We start from the raw sequence: 23,581 nt of genomic DNA, 5'->3' as shown, positions 1-23,581 counted from the left end.
TCCTTTCTAAGCCACGTGTGCTTTACCCGTGATTATTTGCACTACATGCGTCTTATAGAGCCCTATTAAAAAATCTTCGGTATATAGATGATACAACCGATGATAGCCGCTGCGATGGAAACCATCATAACGGCCCCAGCGGAAATATCCTTGATAAAACCAATCTTAGGGTCAAACTCTGGTTGTATGTAATCTGCCACTTTTTCAACGGCGGTATTCATCCCTTCTACTCCCAAGACCATTGCAATGGCGAATATTTGAAGTATCCATTCTATATTGGATATTTCATAATAGAAGCCGAGAGCGGTCATCACAAGGGTGATGAATATCTGTATTTTAATACTGGCTTCCGTTCTAATGAGTAATAGGGCACCCCTAAGGGCAAAGCCTACACTCTTTAGTCGGTTGACCAAAAAAGATTCTTTGGGCATAATTTCAGCGCATGCTTCTTTAATTCATAAGTGCTTCTAGAGCAGCCTTGTAGTTTGGTTCGTCCACTATCTCGGGAACTTGTTCGGTATGAATCACTTTGCCGTTTTCATCAACCACCACAACAGCTCTAGAATGTAAGGGTGCCAATGGACCATCCGTGAATTCTAAATTATACGCTTTACCAAAATTACCATCTCTAAAGTCCGATAACATTTCTACGTTATCAATCCCTTCCGCACCACAAAAACGGGCTTGGGCAAAGGGTAAGTCTTTGGATACGCAAAGGACAATGGTATTGTCTAATTCCGCAGCCTCTTGGTTAAACTGTCTAACGGACTGTGCACAAGTGCCAGTATCTACGCTCGGGAAGATATTAAGTACCACTCTACTACCTTGATAATCGGATAGTTTAACGGTGGATAAATCGTTTTTTGTAAGTTGAAACTCGGGTGCTTTACTTCCAGTTGAAGGTAAAGTTCCTAAGGTATTTATTGTATTTCCCTTTAGGGTTACAGAAGCCATATGCTATAGTTTTATAATTAATACGTGAAATTATAAAATATAGAAGGGATATATAAGGGAATTACAATAAAATTATGTAACAATTTTCTCAGGAGTCTTCATGGCTCCGATTACACTATTCGCCTTCTTTTTTATCGACTAATTGTTTTATCTTAATTCCCAGTCCTGCAAAAATCAAAGTCATGATAGGGCTTAACCAATTGAATATAGCATAAACAAAATATTCCATTACACTTACGCCCAATACGCCACTATGGTAAGCTCCGCAAGTGTTCCAAGGAACTAGCACGGAGGTTACGGTACCGGAGTCCTCTAAGGTCCTACTGAGATTTTCTGGCGCCAGTCCTCTATCTGCATAGGCCTTGGAGAACATTTTTCCTGGAACTACAATGGCAAGATATTGGTCTGAGGCAGTAACGTTCAAAGCCAAACAACTGGCCACTGTACTGGCGAAAAGACCAAAGGTGGTTTTTGCTAAACTTAATAAGGCACTACTAATTCTGGCTAAGGCACCGATACCATCCATGATGCCCCCAAACACCATGGCGCAAACTATAAGCCAAATAGTACCTAGCATTCCTGCCATGCCCTTTGCCGAAAATAAGTCGTTCAAGGCTTCATTATCGGTAGGTATCGCTGTTTGTACGGTAATCGATTTTAAAATACCCTTGTAGCCGGATTCAAAGGTTAGTTCTTTGACATTGGTGATGCCAGCTACAATATCGGGTTGAAAGAAGAGTGCAAATACGGCTCCGAGTAATGTGCCTATAAGTAAAGCGGCCAAGGGTGGTGTTTTCTTTACTATAAGGAAAATGACCGCCACGGGTACTAAAAATAGCCATCCGCTTATGTTAAAGGTGGCGTCAATGGATGTGAGAATACCATCTATATCCGCTGTTCCTGAGGTATCAATATTTAAACCGATAATGATAAAGACCACTAATGTCACCACTATTGTGGGAACGGTGGTAATCGTCATATATTTAATGTGACTGAACAATTCTCCCCCGGCCATAGCAGGTGCTAGGTTCGTCGTATCGCTTAAGGGTGACAATTTATCTCCAAAATAGGCTCCGGAAAGTACGGCACCAGCTGTCATCCCTAAGGATATGCCCAAAGCATCCCCAATTCCTATTAAGGCTATACCAACGGTTGCGGCGGTTGTCCAGCTGCTCCCGGTAGCAATGGAAATAATTGCACAAATGATTACACAAGCTGGCAAGAAAATAGTGGGATTTAATATCTGTAGCCCGTAATAGATCATCGCGGGAATAATACCGCTAATAAGCCATGTACCCGCTAAGGCACCGACCATTAATAGTATAAGTAAGGCACCTGTGGTAGATTTTACGTTTTCGGCAACTTCCGCAAGCATTTGTTTGTAGGAGACTTTGTTCATGAAACCCACTATCGCCGCTACTGCTCCTCCTAATAAAAGAATAAATTGATTTGAGCCACTTAAGGCATCATCTCCAAATACATACACATTATAAGCGAGCATTCCCACCAAAGCAATTACAGGAATTAAAGCCTCATAGATGTTTAATTCTCTATTTTCAACAATATGCTCGTCCTGTCTATGTTTGTTGGATTTTTGGTTTGCCATGTAGCGGTAGTTTGGTTATCTGGTAATATTACGATTTATGCTACGGATGTGCAAACCTGTCTAGCTAAGGCTTTACACTTTCATGGTATCCGATTTCAAGATCTCAAGATGTTCCATACAGGCTTTCATTAAGTCATAGGTTCTTTGGATATCGTCATCCAGACCAACGGAAAAGCGAATAAGACCATCTCCCAAGCCCATAGCTAGTTGCTCCTCCATTGGTATTTCGGACGAAGTAGAGGTTCCGGGAGCGCTGAACAGAGTTTTGTAAAAACCTAAGCTTACCGCGAGGTACCCTAACTTTCTGTCTTGCATCATTTCCATGAGGGCATTCGCTTTTTCAAGGGTACCTACATCAATGGTCATAAGACCACCATAGCCATATTGCGGATTCATTTGACCTTTCAGTGTCAAATGTCCCTGATGGGATTTTAAGCCTGGATATACGACGCGCAATCCGTCCTGCTCAAACCTTTCGGCCAAAAACTGTGCATTTTCGCTATGTTTTTTCATACGTATATGCAATGTGCGCATATTTTTAAGTATGGATGCTCCCCGCAAACTATCCAGCGTGCTTCCCAAAAGCATACCAGCTCCGCTGTTTACATCTTTTAACCGTAGACAAAATTCTTTTGTACCACAGACTACTCCGGCAACACAATCACTAGTACCGTTAATAAATTTCGTTAGGCTATGAATAACAACATCGGCACCGAGTTTAGCAGGACTAATCGTTAAAGGAGAAAAGGTATTGTCCACCACTAAAGGTATATTATGCGCTTTGGCTATTTTGGATAGTGCCGCAATATCGGCAACTTCCAATAGCGGATTGCTTACGCTTTCACAGTAAATCATTTTTGTTTTCGGGGTTATGCTTTTGGCTACCGCATCTAAGTCCGTGATGTCCAGAAAGGAGGTGCTGATGTTGAATTTCTTCAGAAAATTTTTCATGAAAGCATAGGTTCCCCCGTAGATGGTTCGGCTACTGACAATGTGGTCCCCAGCATTACACAGCTCCATGATAACAGCCGTAATTGCACCCATTCCACTGGCGGTGACATTTGCCGTCTCGGTACCTTCCAAAGCTGCCAAGGCTTCGCCCAGGTAAAGGTTGGAAGGGGAGGAGTGTCTGCTGTACAAATAACAGCCCTCCGTATTACCTTCGAACGTATCGAACATCGTTTTAGCAGATAAGAAGGTATAGGTTGAAGAATCGGAAACGGAGGGATTAACACCGCCGTACTCTCCAAAATATTGTAAATCCTGTAAATCGTTGGCTGCTTTCTTACTCATCTCATCTAAATTTTCATTAAAAATACATTTATAATGATGTTTAGTCAATACGAATAGCTATTTTTAGATTATATTTCTATTAATTAATATTAATTTAGATTTTATTTCTTTTTAGAGCTCATTATGAATGATAATCATGAAAATTTGTCCTTATGAAATTCGACGAAACCGACCTTAAACTAATGAGGTTGTTGCAACAGGATTGCAAGAAAACAACGAAAGAATATGCCCTAAGCTTAGGTCTCTCCAACACCGCAGTATACGAGCGAATCAAAAGGCTAGAGAAGTCCAATACCATAAACGGGTATGTGGCATTGTTGAACAAGGAACTGGTGAATCGTAGTTTTACGGTATTCTGTCACATTAAACTCGTGCAGCATACAAAGGACAATATTCAGCAATTCGAAAAGGATGTGCTAAAATTGACCGAAGTGGTGGAATGCTATCATTTAAGCGGGGACTATGATTATCTTATAAAGATACACGTAAAGGACATGCCTGCCTATAGGGAGTTTATGATTTCCAAACTAACCGCTTTACATCATATCGGAAGCACACAAAGTTCATTTTCCATCAGCGAGGTGAAACACACCACAGCGGTTCCCATACTTTAAATGGGTTCAATTAAATTACGTCTTGTAGTCCTCTAAAACATTCGTATTTTTGGGGGATAAAATTTAATATACCATAATCCATTTTTATGAATCAATATGACGTAGCCGTTATCGGCTCAGGACCTGGAGGATATGTAGCCGCCATTCGTTGTGCGCAATTGGGAATGAAAACTGCAATAATTGAAAAATACGCTACGCTAGGCGGTACTTGTCTTAACGTAGGTTGTATACCTTCCAAGGCTTTGTTAGATTCTTCCCACCACTACGAGGACGCTGTGAAGCATTTTTCTGAGCACGGTATCGAAATTCCTGGAGAGGTGAAGTTGAATCTAGAACAGATGATTGCAAGAAAGCAAGGCGTTGTGGACATGACTACCAAAGGGATTCAGTTTTTGATGGATAAGAATAAGATCGATGTCCATGAGGGTTTGGGTAGTTTTAAAGATGCTACACATATCAATATTAAAAAGAGCGATGGCAAAACGGAGACTATCGAGGCTAAAAATATCATCATAGCCACAGGTTCAAAACCCTCTACCTTACCTTTTATTAAGCTGGATAAGGAACGAGTCATAACTTCTACCGAAGCTTTAAAGCTGAAAGAAATCCCAAAGCATATGATTGTTATTGGTGGCGGAGTTATTGGATTAGAGCTGGGTCAAGTGTATAAAAGACTAGGTGCCGAGGTTACTGTGGTAGAGTATATGGACCGTATTATTCCCGGTATGGATGCCGCACTTTCTAAAGAACTTATGAAAGTGATGAAAAAACAAAAAGTGAAGTTTGCCCTATCCCATAAAGTGAAGTCCGTTGAACGTAAGGGAGATAAGGTCATTATAAAAGCCGACGATAAAAAGGGACAAGAAGTAGTTTTCGAAGGTGACTATTGCTTGGTTTCCGTTGGAAGAAAACCTTACACGGACGGTCTTAATGTGGAAGCCGCAGGAGTGAAATTAGATGATAGAGGTAGGGTAGCAGTTGACGGGCATCTCAAAACGAACATTTCAAATATTTATGCCATAGGTGATGTGGTCAAAGGGGCTATGTTAGCGCACAAGGCAGAAGAAGAGGGGACTTTGGTAGCAGAGCAATTGGCGGGACAAAAACCGCATATTGATTATAATTTGATACCGGGTGTTGTCTATACTTGGCCTGAGGTTGCTGCGGTCGGTAAGACCGAAGAAGAATTGAAAGAAGCGGGCGTTGCCTATAAAGTGGGTCAGTTTCCTATGAGAGCATTAGGGAGGTCTAGGGCAAGCATGGATATCGACGGATTCGTGAAAATACTCGCTGATAAAACGACCGACGAGGTTCTTGGGGTGCATATGATTGGAGCACGTTGTGCGGATTTAATTACAGAAGCCGTCACAGCGATGGAATTCCGCGCATCTGCAGAGGATATTGCTCGTATGAGCCACGCACATCCTACCTATGCGGAAGCGGTGAAGGAAGCGGCGCTAGCGGCTACCGAGGATAGGGCCTTACATATTTAGGTAAGTAAGTAATAGATTAAAAAAGGATGCGGCTCTTAGCCGCATCCTTTTTTTATGGGCACCGCCAAAGGGTATAACACCCCGAGGAAGTTTACTAACTATTTTAATGCACAGCGGAGCAAAAACTCTATTGTCAGCAAATAATGTACTTTATTATTTCACTAAAATGGTATCAGGAAATGCGGCCTTATAACCAAACCAAAAGGCATTGTGTGTCGGTAATCTTTCAAGGATTTTTCCGTTACCGCCCACGAGTTGGTCCTCTTCTAACTTCCAATCGGTCCCGGAATCGTCGGTAGCCGAAATCTTTCGGTCATAATTTTTAAACTTAATTCCTTCTGAAAAATAAGCACGGTGCGCGCCACTCTTATCAGTAAAGATGACATAGGATTTGCCGGCAATTTTAGCTTGATAAATAGGATTCTTTTTTAGGAACTTACTGGCAATAGCATAGTTTTCCGTAGTATCATCCGCTAAACGAACGGACAAAATTTCATCTTTGTTTTTTAAGGAGGTATCTATTTTTGGGATGGTAAACATCAGGTCGTCCGTGCCAAAATAACTTTTATAAGCCACGCCCTCACCATAATCTCTTCGGTGGCCCGTATTTAGCGATAATACCTTGGTGCTTGGGTGCAAATCTTTCCATGCTCCCCAAGTAGTGGTAACAACACTTAAAAAGTCTAATTGGATGCCTTTGTTGGTCAATGGGCCTATTACGGGTTCTCCCTCCAAGGTGCTCCAGAGCGATTGTGTTTTCTTATCATACATTAATTTATTGGAACGGTATAGAAAACCGCTCGTACCCAATTCATAGTTGATGCCTTTATGTTCTGTCTTATATAGGATTACGGTACCGCAAAGTGTGCAGTACACCCCTGCAACCGGTATATCCCCTACGGTATCTACGAACATCTCGTGCCACGCCAGTATACGTTTTGGATATGCCCTAACGTCTCTATTGATTTCAATACCGAAAACCACGTCATCTTCATCCAAATATGTCGCCTCGGCGGCCGTTAACATTTGTGGTTGGCGTAAGGGAGGAATACCGTCTTGCAGGACACCACCCCAACGTACTTCATCTAAACGAATGTTACTTTGGTCCGCTCTCCCTGAGAAGTATGTATAAAATTTAGGGTCTATTGCTTGGTGTAGCTTCGCTTTAAATTCAAAATAATTTTCTGTGTATGTCGGTTCTTTGTTCCAGATATATTGAAACGTTTTATCATAATTACGTACGATTTCCTTTTGAGTCTTTTTCTCCAATAGTTTCCGTAATGCAAGTCTTACTCTGGAATCATTCGAAAAATAAAGGGTTTCTAGAGCCATAATTTCGTAACGCTCTTTCCAGTTTTTATCGATTTTATCGACAAGGGTAGTAATGGTATTTTCGTCGCTAGTGGTCGCTAACTTTAGAAAATCAGAAATGGGTACATCAGCTTCAATGCTATAGAGGGTTTTTGCGCCTGTATTCGTTTCTGGCGTTAATTCCGGTAATATAACAACGTAGCTAAGCAGGCCTATTAAGAAAGGCAAAAGCATGAGACCGCTTCTGTAATTGAACATAATCATAAGTATTTTATGAACTATGTCGTTTAAGAACTACAGGTCTTAGAAGTTTAACAGTACTTTAATAGCTTAAAGCGATGAAGTTGGGCTTATGTTGACTCAGCTATTGTTATGGGACCCATCGCAATATGGAGGGTTTCCGGTCTTTTTGCACGTACACAGATAGGCCTGTTTATCTTCTTCAACAGTGAACCCCAAGGAAGGCGGTTTATTATGTGCTCTGTGGGCACCATCGCAAAAGGGCTGGTTGGCGCTGTGACTACAGGTGCACCAAGCGTAACGTTTATCTTTTTCTAAATCAACTGCGATGGGGGCATAATTTTTCTCTTCCATGAAAATAATTTTTGGTCAATTTAGATAAAAAGAGAAAGCAGAAATAGGGGTAAGACTAATTTTTAGTCAGTCCAAATAATCTTAATAGCTTTATAGAAAGAAATCTTAAAACGCCAAAACTTAACAGTATGGTACGTTCCACATGTAATTTTACCGTGCCAATACCTTTGTTGCTAACGGCTTTTATAGCTGTCTTATGGTCTTCATACAGCAGTGCCAGGTAAGAGCAAACAATCATAAATAACACGGCACCGGTAACCACTAACCAAGGGGATAAGCTATGATGAAAGAATCCATAAAGTCCCAATCCCGTAAAACTCCCATAAAGAATTATAAAATGTATAACGTATATAGATAGGGTACTTTGTCCCAATTTTAGACCTACTTTGTTCGTGAGGAATTTACGCAAAAGCATAAATACGGCAAACACGACCAAGACATCCCCTAATCGAATAAATAAATAGTTATTAAAGAAGATATCTGCAAACAGCTGAATTCCGGTTGCTTGTGAAATTGCCAAAAAGAACTCTGATGAGCCAAAAATTAAAAGCGCTCCCAAAACTATAGAAATACCTATGGCACGGGAATATAGTTTTTCATGATTTTTAAATTTATTAAAGATGATGGACATGAAGCTGCCAAAGGTGGCGTAACCAAACCAAGGTAAAATGGTAAATACAGAGCCATTGGCCTTAGTGAAATAATTTGCGATCCACTGCGGTAGTAAATAAAAGTTTACCTCTTTGTAATAGGGTTCAAATAAAAATAGTGAGGTAGTTATTATTAATAGTACTGAAGGGAACAACCATTTTTTTCTATTTGCCGTTAGGACATAAACTCCTATAATTCCTAGAATGGAAAGCCCAATACAGTGGAGGACATCCACGAGATAGAACGTCGAATAAATCTCTCCCTGAAATAGTCCTAACAGATTAATTCTTAAAAGATAACCGATGAATACTAATTGAAAGCCTCTGCGTATACCTTTCTTTACCCTTGGATTGTCCCATCCTAATTCCGGGACTTTTATCAATAAATAGGTGAATATGAATCCGGAAACGGTAAAGAATACAGGGGCAGTGATGCCTCTAAAATATTTCCAAACATTAAAAATAATATTGGAGTTATCTCTAAAGGCATTGTCCAGAAGGCCATCAATAAAGTGACCCTGGAGCATCATCAAAATTGCCCAAGCCCGGATAGCATCTATAAAATAAAGCCTCGTATCTTTTGTCTGCATCACATTTCTCTTACCCTATATACTTAAATCACAGTATGTTTGGATGTTTTGCGATGCAAAACTATACAAAATAGTGGCAACTCTATAGGATTTGGGCTATTTTCGTATAGCAAACAATCCACGATAATTATGTCCTATATTTTTGGCTTTGCCGGTAGTAATTCATCAACCTCAATAAATTATAAATTGGTAAGGTATACGGCTTCCTTGATAAGTGGTAACGAATTGAAATTGTTGGATATGGCTAATTGCCCATTTCCTATGTATGGTGAGGACTACGAGAAGGAGAACGGTTATTCTAACTCGCTTATAGAGGTCAAGAATACTATACAGAATGCAAAGGGAATTATTCTTTCCGTAAACGAGCATAACAGCAATCCTTCTGCATATTTCAAAAACCTGATTGATTGGTTGTCTAGAGTGGACAAGAATTTTATCGACGGTAAAAAACTGTTCTTGATGTCTACTTCTGGTGGTAAGAGAGGGGCTAAAGGGGCATTTGAGGTAACGGAGAAATTACTTGCCCGTTTTGGAGCGGAGCTTGTAGCATCTTTTTCGCTTCCCGGTTTTCATGATAATTTTGATATGGAAAAAGGTATTCTGGATAAAGACCTATCAAAGTCCCACAAGGAAGCACTTGAAAACTTCATGGAAGCAATTGGCTAATTTTTGAGGCAGACAAAAACCTATACGACCGCTAGTCCCAAGATTTTTAAAGAAGCACTGCTGTCTTGGTCTCAACAGTTTGATGAAGTGGTATGGCTAGATAGCAATCAGCATACAAACTCCTATAGTTCTTTTGATACACTGCTTGCCGTAGACGGATTAACAGCTCTCACTACAGATTGTACCAATGCTTTTGAAAATTTAAAAGAGTATCAATTACAAACCAAAGATTGGATTTTTGGTTATCTGTCCTACGACCTTAAAAACGACGTTGAACCACTATCTTCCAATAATTTTGATGGTCTTAAGTTTCCCGACCTCTATTTTTTTCAACCCAAGAAAATAATTCAAATCATAGATGACGAGATACGTTTTGTTTATCTGAATATGGTTGCCGATGAGATTGAAACCGATTTTTCTGAAATCTCGAATTTTCAATCAAGTAGCACCAAAGCCGCCACGACCAAAAGCAAAGCACATATTAAAATGCGAATCTTTAAGGACGAGTATTTTAGGCAGGTGGAAAAAATGTTGAGTCATATTCGTAAAGGGGACATCTATGAAGCTAATTTCTGCCAAGAATTCTACATGGAGGATTGTTTCATCGACCCCATTGACATCTATAAAAAATTAAACGAAATTTCTAAAGCTCCCTTTGCAAGCTATGTAAAATTGTTCGATAAATTCTTGCTCTGCGCTTCACCAGAACGGTACTTGAAGAAAATAGGAACTAAAATAATCTCACAACCCATAAAAGGTACGGCCAGTAGGTCTACAGACAAAGAAAAAGATATCTTATTAAAAAAAGAGCTGGAAACTAATGAGAAAGAAAGGTCCGAAAATATTATGATCGTTGATTTGGTACGGAACGATTTATCAAAAAGTGCGCTAAAGGGTAGTGTAAGGGTAGAGGATTTGTGCAAGGTGTATTCCTTTGACCAAGTACATCAAATGATTTCCACGATATCTTCAGAAGTAGCCCAAGATATGGAAGCCGTGGACTTGTTGAAGGATACATTTCCTATGGGCAGTATGACAGGCGCTCCCAAGATTTCCGCAATGAAAATAATTGAAGAACTAGAATCCTTTAAGCGGGGCCTTTATAGCGGTGCCGTAGGTTATTTTACACCAGATTCGGATTTCGATTTTAATGTGGTCATCAGAAGTATTCTTTACAACCAGACCAACAAGTACTTGTCTTATGGCGTAGGTAGTGCCATTACCGAAAAATCTATCCCGACGAACGAATATGAGGAATGTTTGCTAAAAGCAAAGGCTATGCGTCAAGTTTTGGAGGAGTAGCGGCCTTAATCCCCGAATTAACTACCTTTGCGGCATGCTTCAGGATTTTACAGACCACATAGAAAAGAATTTTTCAGAACTATTGGAAAATCGATTTTTAATAGCCTGTAGTGGTGGTTTGGATAGTGTAGTACTTGCTCATCTTTGTTATCGATGCCAAATGGATTTTGTCCTCGCACATTGTAATTTTGGATTACGAGGAGCAGCAAGTGATTTGGACGAAGCTTTCGTTAAAAACCTGTCCGTAGTATGGAACAAAAAATTTTACGTCACGCATTTCAATACAAAAGCTTACGTAGACGAAAAGAAGGTTTCCGTTCAAATGGGCGCGCGGGAATTAAGATACCAGTGGTTTAAGAAACTGCTTTCTGAGTATGGTTTAAAGTATATACTAACCGCGCATCACGCCGATGACAACTTGGAAACCTTTCTTATTAATTTATCAAGAGGCTCGGGAATAGAAGGACTCACCGGTATTCCTGAAAAAACAGATAAGATTTACCGGCCTTTGTTAAAATATGCTCGAAAAGATATACAGGACTATGCTGAAAAGAATGGCTTATCATGGCGAGAAGATGCTAGCAATGCGGATACGAAATACCTAAGGAACAACATAAGGCATCAGATTGTCCCCGCCCTCAAAGACCTTCACCCTTCGTTCTTGTCCAATTTTAAGGACAGTATCGCTTACTTGAACCAAACCAATGAACTGGCAAAGCAAGAAATACATACGTGGAAAAAGCAACACTTTCTTTGCGAGGGCGATCACTTTAAAATCGCTATTTCTGCCCTAAATAATTGTCATCCGCTAGAGGCCTATATGTACGGTCTTTTTAGTGACTATGATTTTAGGGAATGGGGTAACGTTAAAGATTTATTAGTAGGCATGAGCGGTAAGTCTGTTGTATCCAAAACTCACCGTTTGTTAAAAGACAGAGAGTATTTGCTATTGTCGGCGCTAAATGACGCCACAGAAATACCGTCTACTTACAGGATAGATAAAGAGCAGGAAGTATTAGAACAACCTATATCCTTGCGTTTTTCAACAGTTACACAAAGAGAAGAAAATAGCGATACTATAATTTATGTGGATAAAAATGCGTTAAAATATCCGCTGGTGTTAAGGAAATGGAATAAAGGCGACTATTTTTATCCCATCGGTCTTCTTGGAAAGAAGAAACTGGCTAAATTTTTCAAGGATGAAAAGGTTTCTCTTATAGCTAAAGAAGCACAATGGTTGCTTTGCTCCGAAGATAAAATTGTTTGGGTCATAGGAAGAAGGGCAGATAATAGGTTTAAAGTTGTGGATACAACGACCGAAATAATGAAAATAGCGATAGCAGTATGAGGTATTTAATTTTTAGTGTTTTCTTTTTGTTGACATCGTTCTTCGTTGTCGGTCAGGATGATGAAAACCCTGTAATTTGGAGCAAGGAGGTAAAGCAAATATCGGACACCGAGTACGATTTGATTCTCAAAGGAGCTATTCATGAGGGCTGGCATATTTTTTCTCAGTTTACCGCTGAGGGTGGTTCATTGCCAAGCACCTTTACCTTTAAGGGAGCCGGTGAAGCTTACCGACTTATAGGCAAAACTAAGGAAAGTGAAACGGTAGAGGAGTACAGTGAAATTTTTGAGGTAGCGGAAACTTTTTTTAAAAATGAGGCCATTTTCACCCAAAGAATACAGGTGCTTAATGCCAATACAAAACAGGTTCAGGTAAATCTTTTTTATCAAATCTGTAAGGAGGTCTGTATTCCAGCAGATGAAGATTTTATCTTTTCCCTGGATGGTTCCGCCATTTCAAAAGAGACTGTTGCTCTGGATGAAAAGAGCAAAGAATTAGGGGCCAAACTACGATTAGATTTAAAGAATAAGGTATTACTGACTCAAGGTCAGGAGAGCATAAGCACAAGTTCTAGTCTGTGGGTATTGTTCGCTCTAGGGTTTTTAGGTGGTTTAATCGCATTGTTAACCCCGTGCGTCTTTCCTATGATACCTTTAACGGTTTCCTTCTTTACAAAACATTCTCAAAAAAAATCGAAAGGAATAGCCAATGCGCTTTTGTACGGATTTTTCATTGTCCTTATTTATTTCTTACTAAGCCTACCCTTTCATTTATTCGATTCTGTAGACTCACAAATACTGAATACGATTGCGACCAATGTATGGCTTAACCTGGCGTTCTTTGCAATTTTTATCTTTTTTGCCTTTTCGTTTTTTGGTTACTACGAACTCACTTTGCCTAGTTCTTGGGCTAATAAAATGGATGCCGCGTCCAGTAAAGTAGGGGGTGCTCTGGGTATATTTTTCATGGCCGTAACCTTGGCCATAGTTTCCTTCTCCTGCACGGGCCCCATCCTTGGTGGACTTCTAGGAGGTACCACTTTAGCAGAGGGTGATGTAGCGATAAACCTTACCGCCGGCATGACCGGGTTTGGTGCGGCACTCGCGCTGCCTTTTATGTTATTTGCGCTCTTTCCGGCTTGGTTAAATTCCTTGCCAAAATCCGGTGGCTGGATGACAACAGTGAAAGTAGTACTCGGATTTTTAGAGATAGGGCTTGCCCTTAAATTCTTGTCCAATGCCGATTTGGTGGGGCATTGGGGCATTCTAAAAAGAGAAATCTTTCTGGCCATTTGGATTGCATTAGGTTTGCTTTTGACGCTCTATTTGTTCGGTATTTTTCGTTTTCCGCACGATGGACCAAAACAGAAGCTATCCTTAGGAAGGAAAATTACCGGAATTCTAAGTGCCGTTTTCACGATATATCTGATGTTGGGTCTTACGAATATGACCAATTTAAAATTGCTGAGCGGATTTCCTCCGCCTGAATTCTACAGCGTTTTTGAACAGGAAAGTGATTGTCCTTTCGGAATCGATTGCTTCAAGGATTTTGAAAGTGGTCTCGCCTTTGCAAAAGAAAAAAATAAGCCCATATTACTAGATTTTACGGGATGGGCTTGTGTAAACTGTCGTAAGATGGAAGAAAACGTTTGGAGCGAGCCGGATATCTATCCAATCCTTAAAAATGATTATGTGCTTATTTCCTTATATGTGGATGATAGAAAAGAATTACCCGTGGAAGAGCAGTTCAAATTTCAATATGATTCTGGTCGTGTTAAGGAGATTACGAATATCGCACAAAAATGGGGGACTTTTCAGGACGTGAATTTTAATGCGGTATCACAACCGTTCTATGTACTTCTTTCACCCGATTTAAAGGTATTGAATACGTCCATCCAAAATACCGATGCGGAAACGTACCGTATCTGGCTACTAGAAGGATTACGAAATTTTAAGGAATAATAGTACAAGTTGTTTTTTGTAGTGTCTCAGCAAATAATCTCAGGGCAAGTCTACGTGGCATTCCTTGAATCGAGTATTTTATTTCGAGGTAAGTCCCTGGGCCTTATAACCTTTGGAGGTGTCAATAAAAAGCAGGAGTACGAGCGTTTTTATTTCAAAAAATAATACTACCTTGAGGTCAAATTCCCCCTAAGACCAACAGATGAAAATTTTAAAGAAAATAACACTCTTTTTGTTAGGACTGCTTTTGGTTGTCCTCATAATCGGAGTGGTAGGCATTCAAATCCTTAAACCGGATTATTCTGGAAAAAAGCTGCTATCAAGTCTTGAAGACGAGGTAGAAGTATATTATGATGACTATGGGATACCACACATTTACGGTAAAACAGATTTGGATGCTTTTCGTGCCCTAGGTTTTGTACATGCTCAAGATAGGCTCTGGCAGATGGAACTACTCAGAAGAGTGGGAAGTGGTAGGTTGTCGGAAGTTTTTGGAAAGGACCTTATTGAAACGGATAAGTTTTTTCTCAATCTTGGTATAGATGAAGCATCAAAAAAAACCGTGGCCGCTGTCGATAGAAACAAAAAATCCATACAACTGGCGGAAGCATATCTTGATGGAATAAACCAGTTTATTGCAGAAGGACCCACACCCATTGAATTTTATTTAACGGGCATTGATAAAACCGAATTTTCATTAGAGGATGTCTATAATACCATGGGTTACATGGCCTTTAGTTTTGCGATGGCCCATAAAACGGACCCGCTGCTAACCAATATTAACAATAAATTAGGGCCAGCTTATCTAACCGATTTAGAGATAATGAGTAGCGCGGATTTAGAATGGATTAAGAACTACGAACCTTCTTCTAAAGATTCCGTTCAAAACACGATTACAGCATCGGTAACAAAGGCGCTAGAAAAGTTAGACTTGCCCATGTTCGAAGGAAGTAATAGCTGGGTCATAGGCCCTGAGAAAACGAAAAATGCTAAGGTGATTTTGGCGAATGACCCTCATATAGGTTTTTCGCAACCTTCTGTTTGGTACGAGGCTCATCTGGAAACACCAACATACTCCAAATATGGATATCATATGGCGGGAATTCCCTTTGCATTATTAGGTCACAATAGAGATCTTGCCTTTGGCATCACCATGTTCGAAAACGATGATATCGATTTTTATTATGAAGAAAATAATCCCGAAAATGAGAATCAATATGCCACCGAAAATGGCTGGGAAGATTATGAGCTTATTACCAAAACTATAAAAGTTAAGGATACGGTCGAGCTCACGTATACCTATAAGAAATCCATTCATGGACCACTTTTGAACGGTGTTCCGGCCCTTGTAAAATATGAGCGACCTATAGCCATGTCATGGATATACACCCAAATGGAAAATAAGGGATTGGATGCTTTTTATGAAATGGGTACGGCTTCCAACGTAACTGAATTCAAAAAAGCGCTTCCAAAATTGCATGCTCCCGGTTTGAACATTATGTACGGCGATGCCGAGAATAATATTGGCTGGTTCGCTACGGCACAACTATATACCATTGCTGATAGTGTGCAGACAAAAATGGTATTTGATAATGATACAGGGCTAGCCGTACAAAAAACACTATTGGATTTTTCAGAAAATCCACAAGCTGTAAATCCCCCATGGAACTATGTTTATTCGGCTAACAATCAGCCAGATTCTATTGCGGGTATGTTATATCCAGGGTATTATTTACCGGAGAATAGAGGTAAAAGAATCGTAGACCTGTTGGAACCTAAGGATGATTGGGATATTGCTTCGGCAAGTGAAATGATTTTGGATGTAACATCATCGGTAGACCCTCTAGTGGTGAAGGATTTTACCAAATTAATGGATGTTTCTAGCCTGAACGATATTGAATTGAAAGCACTGGATTTATTAGGACAATGGCAAGGGGATTATCCTTTGGAAAGTGTTGCCGGTACCATTTATACCCGATGGGTGTATTACTTCTTAAAAAATATTTTCCACGACGAATTAGGGGATGAGCTGTTTCAACAATTCTTGGCGACGCACCTTCATAAAAGGGTAATTGCCCCAATGGCGGCCAAACCAAATTCTGTTTGGTGGGACAATGTTACAACGACTGACAAAGTAGAAACTCAAAAAGATATTGTGGTGGATGCTTTCAAAAAAGCGATTGTATCCTTGAATTCGGATTTTGGTTCTGATAGCTCCAAATGGACCTGGAATAAGGTGCACACCTTGGAACATCCACACCCTATCGGTCAGGTTGCCGCTTTACGGTCATTTTTCAATGTAGGCCCATTTCCCATAAGCGGAACGCGTGAGGTCATCAACAATATGTATTTCGGTTATGATGGGGAAGGATTCTATGAAACGACAAGCGGACCATCTACAAGACGTATCATAGACTTTTCAGATATCGAAAATAGCTTAAGTATTTTACCTACGGGACAATCTGGAAATCCATTTAGTGCGTATTACCGGGACCAAGCAGAATTATATAATCAGGGAATGTTCCGAAAAATGCTCATGAACGAGGCCGAAATTAAGAACTCTAAAGAAATTCTTATTTTTAGGCCAAAGGAGTAATATGCTTACAAAGGTTTATGGTAGCGCTGTTTTTGGTGTGGAGGCCACAACGATAACCGTCGAGGTCAATGTGGATAAGGGCGTTGGATACCATTTAGTTGGTCTGCCGGACAATGCTATCAAGGAAAGTAACTACAGAATAGCGGCCGCACTACAGAATAACGGATACAAGATTCCCGGAAAGAAAATAACCATTAATATGGCTCCGGCAGACCTCCGAAAAGAAGGTTCTGCTTATGATTTAACCTTAGCCCTGGGTATTTTATCCGCCTCTAGTCAAATTCAATCTGAAGAAATTGAGCAGTATATCATTATGGGAGAACTATCCTTAGATGGTAGTCTGCAGCCCATAAAAGGAGCCTTGCCCATTGCTATAAAGGCACAAGAAGAAGGTTTTAAGGGATTTATTCTGCCTAGTCAGAATGCCAAGGAGGCCGCCATTGTGGGCGATTTAAAAGTATATGGTGTAGATAATATTAAACAGGTGCTTGAGTTTTTTGACCAAGGCACGCCTTTGGAACAGACCATTATCGATACTAGGGCTGAATTTTATAAAAGTTTGGATTTTCCTGAGTTCGATTTTTCGGACGTTAAGGGACAAGAGAGCATAAAGCGCTGTATGGAGATTGCCGCCGCAGGCGGACATAATATTATTTTAATCGGTCCGCCAGGTGCTGGCAAGACCATGCTGGCAAAACGCCTGCCTTCCATTTTACCACCTATGACCTTACAAGAGGCTTTGGAAACCACCAAAATACATAGCGTTGTCGGTAAAATAAAAAATATGGGCCTGATGAACCAGCGCCCGTTCCGGAGTCCGCACCATACTATTTCGGATGTGGCTCTGGTAGGAGGAGGAGCGTATCCGCAGCCGGGAGAAATATCCTTATCACATAACGGGGTGTTGTTTTTGGATGAATTGCCCGAATTTAAGCGAGGTGTTTTAGAAGTAATGCGTCAGCCCTTGGAAGATAGGGAAGTAACCATTTCCAGGGCACGTTTTACGGTAACCTATCCTAGTAGTTTTATGCTGGTCGCCAGTATGAACCCCAGTCCCGGAGGTTATTTTAACGACCCAGACGCGCCTGTAACTTCTTCTCCGGCAGAGATGCAACGTTATCTGAGCAAGATATCCGGACCTTTATTGGACCGTATCGATATTCATATTGAAGTAACACCCGTACCTTTTGAGAAACTATCGGAGGATAGAAAAGGAGAAAGTAGTGTGGACATCCGTAAACGTGTTACGGCCGCTAGGGAAATTCAAACCACACGTTTTAAAACCCTAGAAAACGTGCATTACAACGCGCAGATGAGCACCAAACAGATTCGGGAATTCTGTTCGCTGGACGTAGCTTCGAAAGCATTGCTTAAAAATGCTATGGAGCGTTTAAACCTTTCTGCACGTGCCTATGACCGTATCTTAAAAGTAGCCCGTACCATTGCCGATTTGGCCAGTGACGAAGCATTAAACGGAAATCACATCAGTGAGGCCATACAATACCGTAGTTTGGATAGGGAAGGTTGGTTGGGGTGAGGAAGTTTAAAGGTTTAGCGTTGATAAGTTTCGCACTTATGCTCCGTAGCTAGCGTAAACATCCTTGTTGGTACTTTGAAAAAAACACTAGTTGTTTTTAATTAATACCAGTTGATAGCGCGAGCATCTTTTGCTCGTGCCCTTAAAATATCCTTGCTCGTAATTTTAAAAAAACCTTTACTGGTGCGTGATTAGCAAAGCGTGTCACGTTCAATCAAAATAATACTATAATAGTATTGCTTTTTTTAAGTTTGTTGCCCACCGCAATGGATTAGCGTGGTTGTAGGGGCGCCAATAATTGATAATGAAGACATTTTATTGGCACATTATGGTAAAATGGTGTTTAAGAAAATGGCGTGAGTAGAAGCGGTTAGTTTTTATGAAAGGTCACTAGAACCAGGGGCACGAGCGTGACGCTCGCGCCAGCTGGGAAACCATTGAGTTTTTCCGTAAAGGCTTTACGTTTCCAAATTCAAGTTTTTTGATTAATTTTTCCATACAGCACAATATAGGAATTTTCTTAAATTGCCTGTATGAACGAAAAGGACAAAGCAATTTTAAAAAATAGAATACTTGAATTTCTTTACTTGAATAAATCTAGCCTTTGGGGTCTAGATAGGTTAGAAGATAATTACGGAAAAAAAGCACCCTCAAAGGGACACTTTCGGGAATTGATAAAAGAAATGTCCGAAACTGGGTCAAGATATTTTGATTATAATTGGGATGCTGTACCTCATCCTTATTTTAAAGCTAATGACTTTACCAAAGAGTTTTTGGATGCAGGGGGTTTTGTTAATCAGTACGAAAGCAAGAAGGAAGCAGATGAGCAAGCAGCAAGGTTGTTAATGCAAGATGAAAGAATCAAAAACCAAACGGAAGAAAACCTAAGACTTACAACTGAATTAAACAGACAAAGGCTAAAAACCCATTGGATTCCAATAATAATTTCCTTGGTTGGCCTTGGTATTGCCGTAGCATCTTTTTTTAGACCTTCTAACAATCCTTCAAAGCCTGTGGATGATAATAGGTTGCAAATTATAGAAATGAAAATGGAGCAGATAGAAAACGATTTAAAAAAGGATTTAGATAGTTGACAAAAAGAATTGTAGGAAGCTCAAATGCTTATTGATATCTATGAATCTTAGAGTTTTCGATAAGCTACAGAACTGATTTGTAAATGATTAATGGTTAATAACTGTTAACAACTCCTATTTGATATTAGTAGGATAATTCTGAGATTTGTGTTAATTAATTTTATTTGGTTAGCAATGTTCGATATGAATAAAGAATCTAAAAGAAGGATTGAGTATTTAGAGAAGGAAAGAGAGAAGCTGTGGGCACGAATTGTGGAGATTGAACAGAAGGTCGATACAAAACCTTCTGACTATGAGAAGGAAGCAATACAAGCATCGAAGAAAGCCGCTGAATATCGTAATAAAACAGAAAAGCGACTAAATGAAGCTAATGATCTTTATGCAAACTTAGAAGCACTCAAGGGAGAAGTGCTAAAGGAATCTCAAGCTATTACAGCGGCAAATAAAGAAATAAAAACTTTACTAGAGGACTCTACTTCATCGAGTAGAGATATAAGTGATAAGGGTGCATTATTAACGGACAAGTGTAATAGGTTAGATGAAATCTTTGACCAATATCCCAATTTAAAAACAGACATAAATGAGTTGAGTGATCAAATGGCATCCATAGAAGATAGCTCCAATAAGGCTAACTTAACTTACAAAGGTATATTAACCAAGAAAACACAAATAGACTCTCTTCATGGAGAGATTTTAGGGTATGAGGATGAAGATGAAGATGGTGAACCCATTCAAATTGCAGGCTTAAAAGATCAACTAGAAAAAGCCTATGATAAACTTCAAGAGGATTCAGTGGTACTTGAAATCAAGGTTAAAGAGATTGCAACTGAAAGCAATGCCAAGGTAGATGCATTCATTGAAGAGAATAAGAAGGATCTAAAGAAAGTGGCGGATAATTCTAATGCCGAGTATGAAGCCATCAATGCCAAAATAAGCTCATTGTTACCCGATGCAATGACCGCTGGCCTAAGTTCAGCATTCATAGCCAAAAAAGGTGAGGAAGAAGAGTTGTATAAGGAGCATAAGAAAAAGTTTAGTAGAGGAATCCAAACCCTAGCATGGGTATCACTATTACCAATAGCAATAAGTGTGTACTCTTTAGCTTCGGGTGTTGAGCTATCCATAGTTATTCAAAGGGCTCCAAATATAATATTGGCATTCCTACCTCTTTACATCCCATTGGTATGGACTACAATCTCTGCAAATAAAAAAGTGAACCTCTCTAAAAGATTAATTGAAGAATACTCCCATAAGCAGGTATTGAGTATGACTATTGAAGGGCTGTCGAATCAAATTGAGGAAATAGATGATGATGAGGTTGCAGGAGAATTGAGAACAAGATTATTAAGTAACTTCTTGCAAGTAACAAGTGAAAATCCTGGTAAACTTATATCCAATTATCAAAAATCCGATAACCCAATGTTGAACCTACTTGATAGAGATAAAAAGAAAGATAGGGAGAAAGATATTGTGGAAACCGTAAAAGACAAAGCGCAAGATATGGTAGAGGAAGCGGTTGAGGATATAGGGAATAAGGCCGTTGAGAAAATCACAAACCCTTAATAGATATAGTTTCCCCGCTAGCGCGAGCATCATGCTCGTGCCGTCAAGAGTACGTTTTAAATTATCAACCTAGAGTAAACCGTCTGGGATTAGCGTGGTTGTGGGGGTGCCAATAATTGATAATGAAGACGTTTTATTGGCACCTTATGGTAAAAGGGTGTTCAGGAAAATGGCGTGAGTAGAAGCGGTTAGCTTTTATGAAAGGTCATTAGAATCATAGGCACGAGCGTGACGCTCGCGCCAGCTGGGGGTTTTAATAATTAATTTCCCACATTTATCAATCTATTTTTTTAAAAACAAGATAGAATTTAGATATTTACGATATATGGGAGAGTTATCAAATCAAATAGGCCACAAAGGCGAAGAAATAATTGAATCCTTATTTAAGGATTTTTTAGGTTTTCAAAATTACAGAGGAGGGTTAAGTATTAATTGCCATAACCAAAAGGAACACGCCAAACTAAGGAATAACAAATCTAATACACATGGTGTTGATGGTTTAATACATTACAAAACTCCCCTAGATGAAGAAGTTTTAGAAATAGGATTTATTTCAGTTAGAACTACCGATAATGCTTATCCAAAATATCCTCGCGGTAAATTTAAAGAACACTTTATAGACATAGCTACAGCTATGGAGTGTTTTAAATACTCTTCATTATTAACTGACATTCAATCAAATTCTAGAAGAGTAAAAAAAACAAGGATACTAGGAATACTATTCTGGCTATCTAACAATGAGGAATCCAAAAAAGAAGATTTATTAGAAACATTATCCAAATCTCAATTGGAATCTTTACAAATCCGTTTTGATCAAATTATAATTGTGGACAATGCAAGGTTACAATTTATAGTCAGAACCCTAGAAAGAGTAAAACTATTAAGTAATAATAATTTTCAATTTGTATACCCTGCAACAGGATTGAACTATTATGCAAAACATAACGAGAATTTCGGGAAAGCTATGCCTTTAGAATTTTTTGCATACGGTGTACTGCCGCTGAGGTATAAAAGTGATGATTCTACAATTCTTTATTTAGCCAGTAGAGAAACCTTTTCGGAAGAAACTTTAGTACAGATGATAAGTCTTGCAAAAAACTTTGATAAGCTTCAAGCAACACAAAAAATTATAATTGCTTTTCTGAACTACAATTCTTATAGTCATGATAATATAATTGCAAAAGTTAAATTATACTTTGAAGATCAAGATTTTACAGAGCAAATCAGTATTGAAGGAGTAGATTCAGATTTTAGAAATTTATAGATATGGATAAAGAATTAAACGCTGACCAAAAAGACTTTGACTTTCATCTACCAAATGGTGAAATTCTTAGAACAATATTAGTAAGGACTGAGCTTACAGAAAGTAATTTAAAAGCTGTTTTGAAATCAAAAGGAGTTTACTTACCTAAATACTCTAAAGAAGATACAATTCCTCCACTAATGCGAAGTCTTTTAAGCCCAAAGGAATATGATGAAATAAGGGATTTGCAAAAGTTTAAAGTAGAAAAATTTAAATATAGAACGACTCAAATACCTTGGCAAGGAGATAAGAATATATTAGCAAATTTACCTGACCTAGACTTACATCAACTTATAAATGAAAAATATGAATATCATCCTGGCTTTGATTTATTAGGTGTATCCAGTTTTATGCCTGTGGATGATAGACAAGATAAGGTTGAATTACAATTTAAAATTGAAGAACATTCGGATATTGCTTCTATACATAATCGAAATAAAGAATTCGAAGGGAGTATTATAATTGAACTAAAGGAAGACGGTCACCTTCATTTACATAGTACAAAAACTTTTACATCAAAAGGAACTCAAGACATTGTAAATTCTATTGAAAGCAAACTTGAACAGCACTTTAAGTTAACTGGTTCTGTTAAAAAAGAAGATAGCTATGAAAGAATAATATTTAAGCATTTTAGTAACCCTAACCGCTTCTTATTTTTCATAAAATTTATTGACGATATTGATTTTTTAAAGTTCAAAAAAATTGTTAATGTTAATATATCTCCAGACCCGGAAAAAGAGACCCCAGAAGAGGCTAGAGAGTTTTTGAAAGATATTGATAACCTAAATATAAAAGGTAAATCTTTAAAAAGACATGTTATAATTTCTAAATCTGAATACCGTAAATCATTATGGTTATTATCTATTACAGTTCAATATGATTTCCGACATTCAGAGGGTGAAGGTAATTGTGAATTAGAATACGCTTTTCCGGATTTCAAATTAGATGAATCTGAAAATTCAGAGTTTCAGTTTTTTATAAGCAAACTAACCATTGACAAAAAATATAGAGCAACAGCAAAAAAAACAAAAATAGAAAAGGCTATATTTAAAAAAGTTGATGACCATAAAGTATTGAATTACAATTTATTAAAAACATAATACTTT

Annotated in this window: 19 protein-coding genes; 12 read left to right on the top strand and 7 right to left on the bottom strand. The window is 38.9% G+C overall.

Annotated features, from left to right (window positions below; all coding sequences use genetic code 11):
- Positions 1-65 precede the first annotated feature (65 nt).
- The 4 genes from EJ994_RS06010 to EJ994_RS05995 all read right to left on the bottom strand — a co-directional run bounded on the left by EJ994_RS06010 (position 66) and on the right by EJ994_RS05995 (position 3,853).
- Positions 66-431 carry a diacylglycerol kinase family protein gene (locus EJ994_RS06010; protein ID WP_126591640.1) on the bottom strand — a complete coding sequence of 122 codons (366 nt, stop codon included), beginning with the start codon at positions 429-431 and terminating at the stop codon, positions 66-68.
- A 19-nt stretch (positions 432-450) separates the two neighbouring features.
- Positions 451-954 carry a thiol peroxidase gene (gene tpx, locus EJ994_RS06005; RefSeq protein ID WP_126591639.1) on the bottom strand — a complete coding sequence of 168 codons (504 nt, stop codon included), beginning with the start codon at positions 952-954 and terminating at the stop codon, positions 451-453.
- A 115-nt stretch (positions 955-1,069) separates the two neighbouring features.
- On the bottom strand, positions 1,070-2,560 hold the full coding sequence (nhaC, locus tag EJ994_RS06000; protein WP_126591638.1) for a Na+/H+ antiporter NhaC: 1,491 nt from the start codon (positions 2,558-2,560) through the stop codon (positions 1,070-1,072).
- 72 nt (positions 2,561-2,632) lie between these two features.
- Positions 2,633-3,853 carry an aminotransferase class I/II-fold pyridoxal phosphate-dependent enzyme gene (locus EJ994_RS05995; RefSeq protein ID WP_126591637.1) on the bottom strand — a complete coding sequence of 407 codons (1,221 nt, stop codon included), beginning with the start codon at positions 3,851-3,853 and terminating at the stop codon, positions 2,633-2,635.
- Positions 3,854-4,005: 152 nt separating this feature from the next.
- Here EJ994_RS05995 and EJ994_RS05990 point away from each other — a divergent pair, with 152 nt between their 5' ends.
- Together EJ994_RS05990 and lpdA are read left to right on the top strand one after the other, a co-directional pair.
- Positions 4,006-4,467: an Lrp/AsnC family transcriptional regulator gene (locus tag EJ994_RS05990; RefSeq protein ID WP_126591636.1), complete on the top strand. Its 462-nt coding sequence runs from the start codon at positions 4,006-4,008 to the stop codon at positions 4,465-4,467.
- An 86-nt stretch (positions 4,468-4,553) separates the two neighbouring features.
- Positions 4,554-5,960, top strand: coding sequence for a dihydrolipoyl dehydrogenase (gene lpdA, locus EJ994_RS05985; protein ID WP_126591635.1), 1,407 nt, complete (start codon positions 4,554-4,556; stop codon positions 5,958-5,960).
- A 153-nt stretch (positions 5,961-6,113) separates the two neighbouring features.
- Here the strand turns inward: lpdA and EJ994_RS05980 are convergent, their stop codons facing one another.
- The 3 genes from EJ994_RS05980 to EJ994_RS05970 all read right to left on the bottom strand — a co-directional run bounded on the left by EJ994_RS05980 (position 6,114) and on the right by EJ994_RS05970 (position 9,105).
- Complete coding sequence (locus EJ994_RS05980) at positions 6,114-7,529, bottom strand: DUF3179 domain-containing protein (protein WP_164721430.1); 1,416 nt, start codon at positions 7,527-7,529, stop codon at positions 6,114-6,116.
- Between the two features lie 102 nt (positions 7,530-7,631).
- Positions 7,632-7,865, bottom strand: coding sequence for a CDGSH iron-sulfur domain-containing protein (locus EJ994_RS05975; protein WP_126591633.1), 234 nt, complete (start codon positions 7,863-7,865; stop codon positions 7,632-7,634).
- 55 nt (positions 7,866-7,920) lie between these two features.
- Positions 7,921-9,105 carry a heparan-alpha-glucosaminide N-acetyltransferase domain-containing protein gene (locus EJ994_RS05970; RefSeq protein WP_126591632.1) on the bottom strand — a complete coding sequence of 395 codons (1,185 nt, stop codon included), beginning with the start codon at positions 9,103-9,105 and terminating at the stop codon, positions 7,921-7,923.
- 129 nt (positions 9,106-9,234) lie between these two features.
- Here EJ994_RS05970 and EJ994_RS05965 point away from each other — a divergent pair, with 129 nt between their 5' ends.
- From EJ994_RS05965 to EJ994_RS05920, 10 genes are all read left to right on the top strand, one after another.
- Positions 9,235-9,771, top strand: a complete 537-nt coding sequence (locus tag EJ994_RS05965) for an NADPH-dependent FMN reductase (RefSeq protein ID WP_126591631.1) — start codon at positions 9,235-9,237, stop codon at positions 9,769-9,771.
- Between the two features lie 3 nt (positions 9,772-9,774).
- A complete protein-coding gene (locus EJ994_RS05960) occupies positions 9,775-11,073 on the top strand; it encodes an anthranilate synthase component I family protein (RefSeq protein WP_126591630.1) in 1,299 nt (432 codons plus the stop codon).
- Between the two features lie 34 nt (positions 11,074-11,107).
- Positions 11,108-12,421, top strand: a complete 1,314-nt coding sequence (gene tilS / locus EJ994_RS05955) for a tRNA lysidine(34) synthetase TilS (RefSeq protein WP_126591629.1) — start codon at positions 11,108-11,110, stop codon at positions 12,419-12,421.
- Positions 12,418-14,382, top strand: a complete 1,965-nt coding sequence (locus EJ994_RS05950) for a protein-disulfide reductase DsbD family protein (protein ID WP_126591628.1) — start codon at positions 12,418-12,420, stop codon at positions 14,380-14,382. The genes tilS and EJ994_RS05950 overlap by 4 nt, the downstream gene beginning before the upstream one ends.
- 202 nt (positions 14,383-14,584) lie before the next feature.
- The gene (locus EJ994_RS05945; protein WP_126591627.1) at positions 14,585-16,978 is read left to right on the top strand and encodes a penicillin acylase family protein; all 2,394 of its coding nucleotides are present in this window, start codon (positions 14,585-14,587) and stop codon (positions 16,976-16,978) included.
- Position 16,979: 1 nt separating this feature from the next.
- Complete coding sequence (locus tag EJ994_RS05940; protein ID WP_126591626.1) at positions 16,980-18,515, top strand: YifB family Mg chelatase-like AAA ATPase; 1,536 nt, start codon at positions 16,980-16,982, stop codon at positions 18,513-18,515.
- Between the two features lie 533 nt (positions 18,516-19,048).
- Positions 19,049-19,609 carry a hypothetical protein gene (locus tag EJ994_RS05935; protein ID WP_126591625.1) on the top strand — a complete coding sequence of 187 codons (561 nt, stop codon included), beginning with the start codon at positions 19,049-19,051 and terminating at the stop codon, positions 19,607-19,609.
- A gap of 183 nt (positions 19,610-19,792) precedes the next feature.
- Complete coding sequence (locus tag EJ994_RS05930) at positions 19,793-21,172, top strand: hypothetical protein (RefSeq protein WP_126591624.1); 1,380 nt, start codon at positions 19,793-19,795, stop codon at positions 21,170-21,172.
- Between the two features lie 325 nt (positions 21,173-21,497).
- On the top strand, positions 21,498-22,436 hold the full coding sequence (locus tag EJ994_RS05925; RefSeq protein ID WP_126591623.1) for a hypothetical protein: 939 nt from the start codon (positions 21,498-21,500) through the stop codon (positions 22,434-22,436).
- A gap of 2 nt (positions 22,437-22,438) precedes the next feature.
- The gene (locus EJ994_RS05920) at positions 22,439-23,575 is read left to right on the top strand and encodes a hypothetical protein (RefSeq protein ID WP_126591622.1); all 1,137 of its coding nucleotides are present in this window, start codon (positions 22,439-22,441) and stop codon (positions 23,573-23,575) included.
- The last annotated feature ends 6 nt before the right edge of the window (positions 23,576-23,581 follow it).

Source organism: Maribacter sp. MJ134, from assembly GCF_003970695.1.
Lineage (GTDB): Bacteria > Bacteroidota > Bacteroidia > Flavobacteriales > Flavobacteriaceae > Maribacter.
Note: the sequence above shows the minus strand (reverse complement) of the source record. Positions and strands in the feature narration are given on the sequence as shown.

Bases quoted from the DNA above. Each gene is read 5' to 3' on its own strand.
- nhaC (WP_126591638.1), bottom strand. From the start codon at position 2,560: ATGGCAAACCAAAAATCCAACAAACATAGACAGGACGAGCATATTGTT.
- EJ994_RS05930 (WP_126591624.1), top strand. From the start codon at position 19,793: ATGAATAAAGAATCTAAAAGAAGGATTGAGTATTTAGAGAAGGAAAGA.
- EJ994_RS05965 (WP_126591631.1), top strand. From the start codon at position 9,235: ATGTCCTATATTTTTGGCTTTGCCGGTAGTAATTCATCAACCTCAATA.
- EJ994_RS05980 (WP_164721430.1), bottom strand. From the start codon at position 7,529: ATGTTCAATTACAGAAGCGGTCTCATGCTTTTGCCTTTCTTAATAGGC.
- EJ994_RS05925 (WP_126591623.1), top strand. From the start codon at position 21,498: ATGGGAGAGTTATCAAATCAAATAGGCCACAAAGGCGAAGAAATAATT.
- EJ994_RS05970 (WP_126591632.1), bottom strand. From the start codon at position 9,105: ATGCAGACAAAAGATACGAGGCTTTATTTTATAGATGCTATCCGGGCT.
- EJ994_RS06010 (WP_126591640.1), bottom strand. From the start codon at position 431: ATGCCCAAAGAATCTTTTTTGGTCAACCGACTAAAGAGTGTAGGCTTT.
- tilS (WP_126591629.1), top strand. From the start codon at position 11,108: ATGCTTCAGGATTTTACAGACCACATAGAAAAGAATTTTTCAGAACTA.
- EJ994_RS05990 (WP_126591636.1), top strand. From the start codon at position 4,006: ATGAAATTCGACGAAACCGACCTTAAACTAATGAGGTTGTTGCAACAG.
- EJ994_RS05975 (WP_126591633.1), bottom strand. From the start codon at position 7,865: ATGGAAGAGAAAAATTATGCCCCCATCGCAGTTGATTTAGAAAAAGAT.
- tpx (WP_126591639.1), bottom strand. From the start codon at position 954: ATGGCTTCTGTAACCCTAAAGGGAAATACAATAAATACCTTAGGAACT.
- EJ994_RS05995 (WP_126591637.1), bottom strand. From the start codon at position 3,853: ATGAGTAAGAAAGCAGCCAACGATTTACAGGATTTACAATATTTTGGA.
- EJ994_RS05935 (WP_126591625.1), top strand. From the start codon at position 19,049: ATGAACGAAAAGGACAAAGCAATTTTAAAAAATAGAATACTTGAATTT.
- lpdA (WP_126591635.1), top strand. From the start codon at position 4,554: ATGAATCAATATGACGTAGCCGTTATCGGCTCAGGACCTGGAGGATAT.
- EJ994_RS05920 (WP_126591622.1), top strand. From the start codon at position 22,439: ATGGATAAAGAATTAAACGCTGACCAAAAAGACTTTGACTTTCATCTA.
- EJ994_RS05945 (WP_126591627.1), top strand. From the start codon at position 14,585: ATGAAAATTTTAAAGAAAATAACACTCTTTTTGTTAGGACTGCTTTTG.
- EJ994_RS05950 (WP_126591628.1), top strand. From the start codon at position 12,418: ATGAGGTATTTAATTTTTAGTGTTTTCTTTTTGTTGACATCGTTCTTC.
- EJ994_RS05940 (WP_126591626.1), top strand. From the start codon at position 16,980: ATGCTTACAAAGGTTTATGGTAGCGCTGTTTTTGGTGTGGAGGCCACA.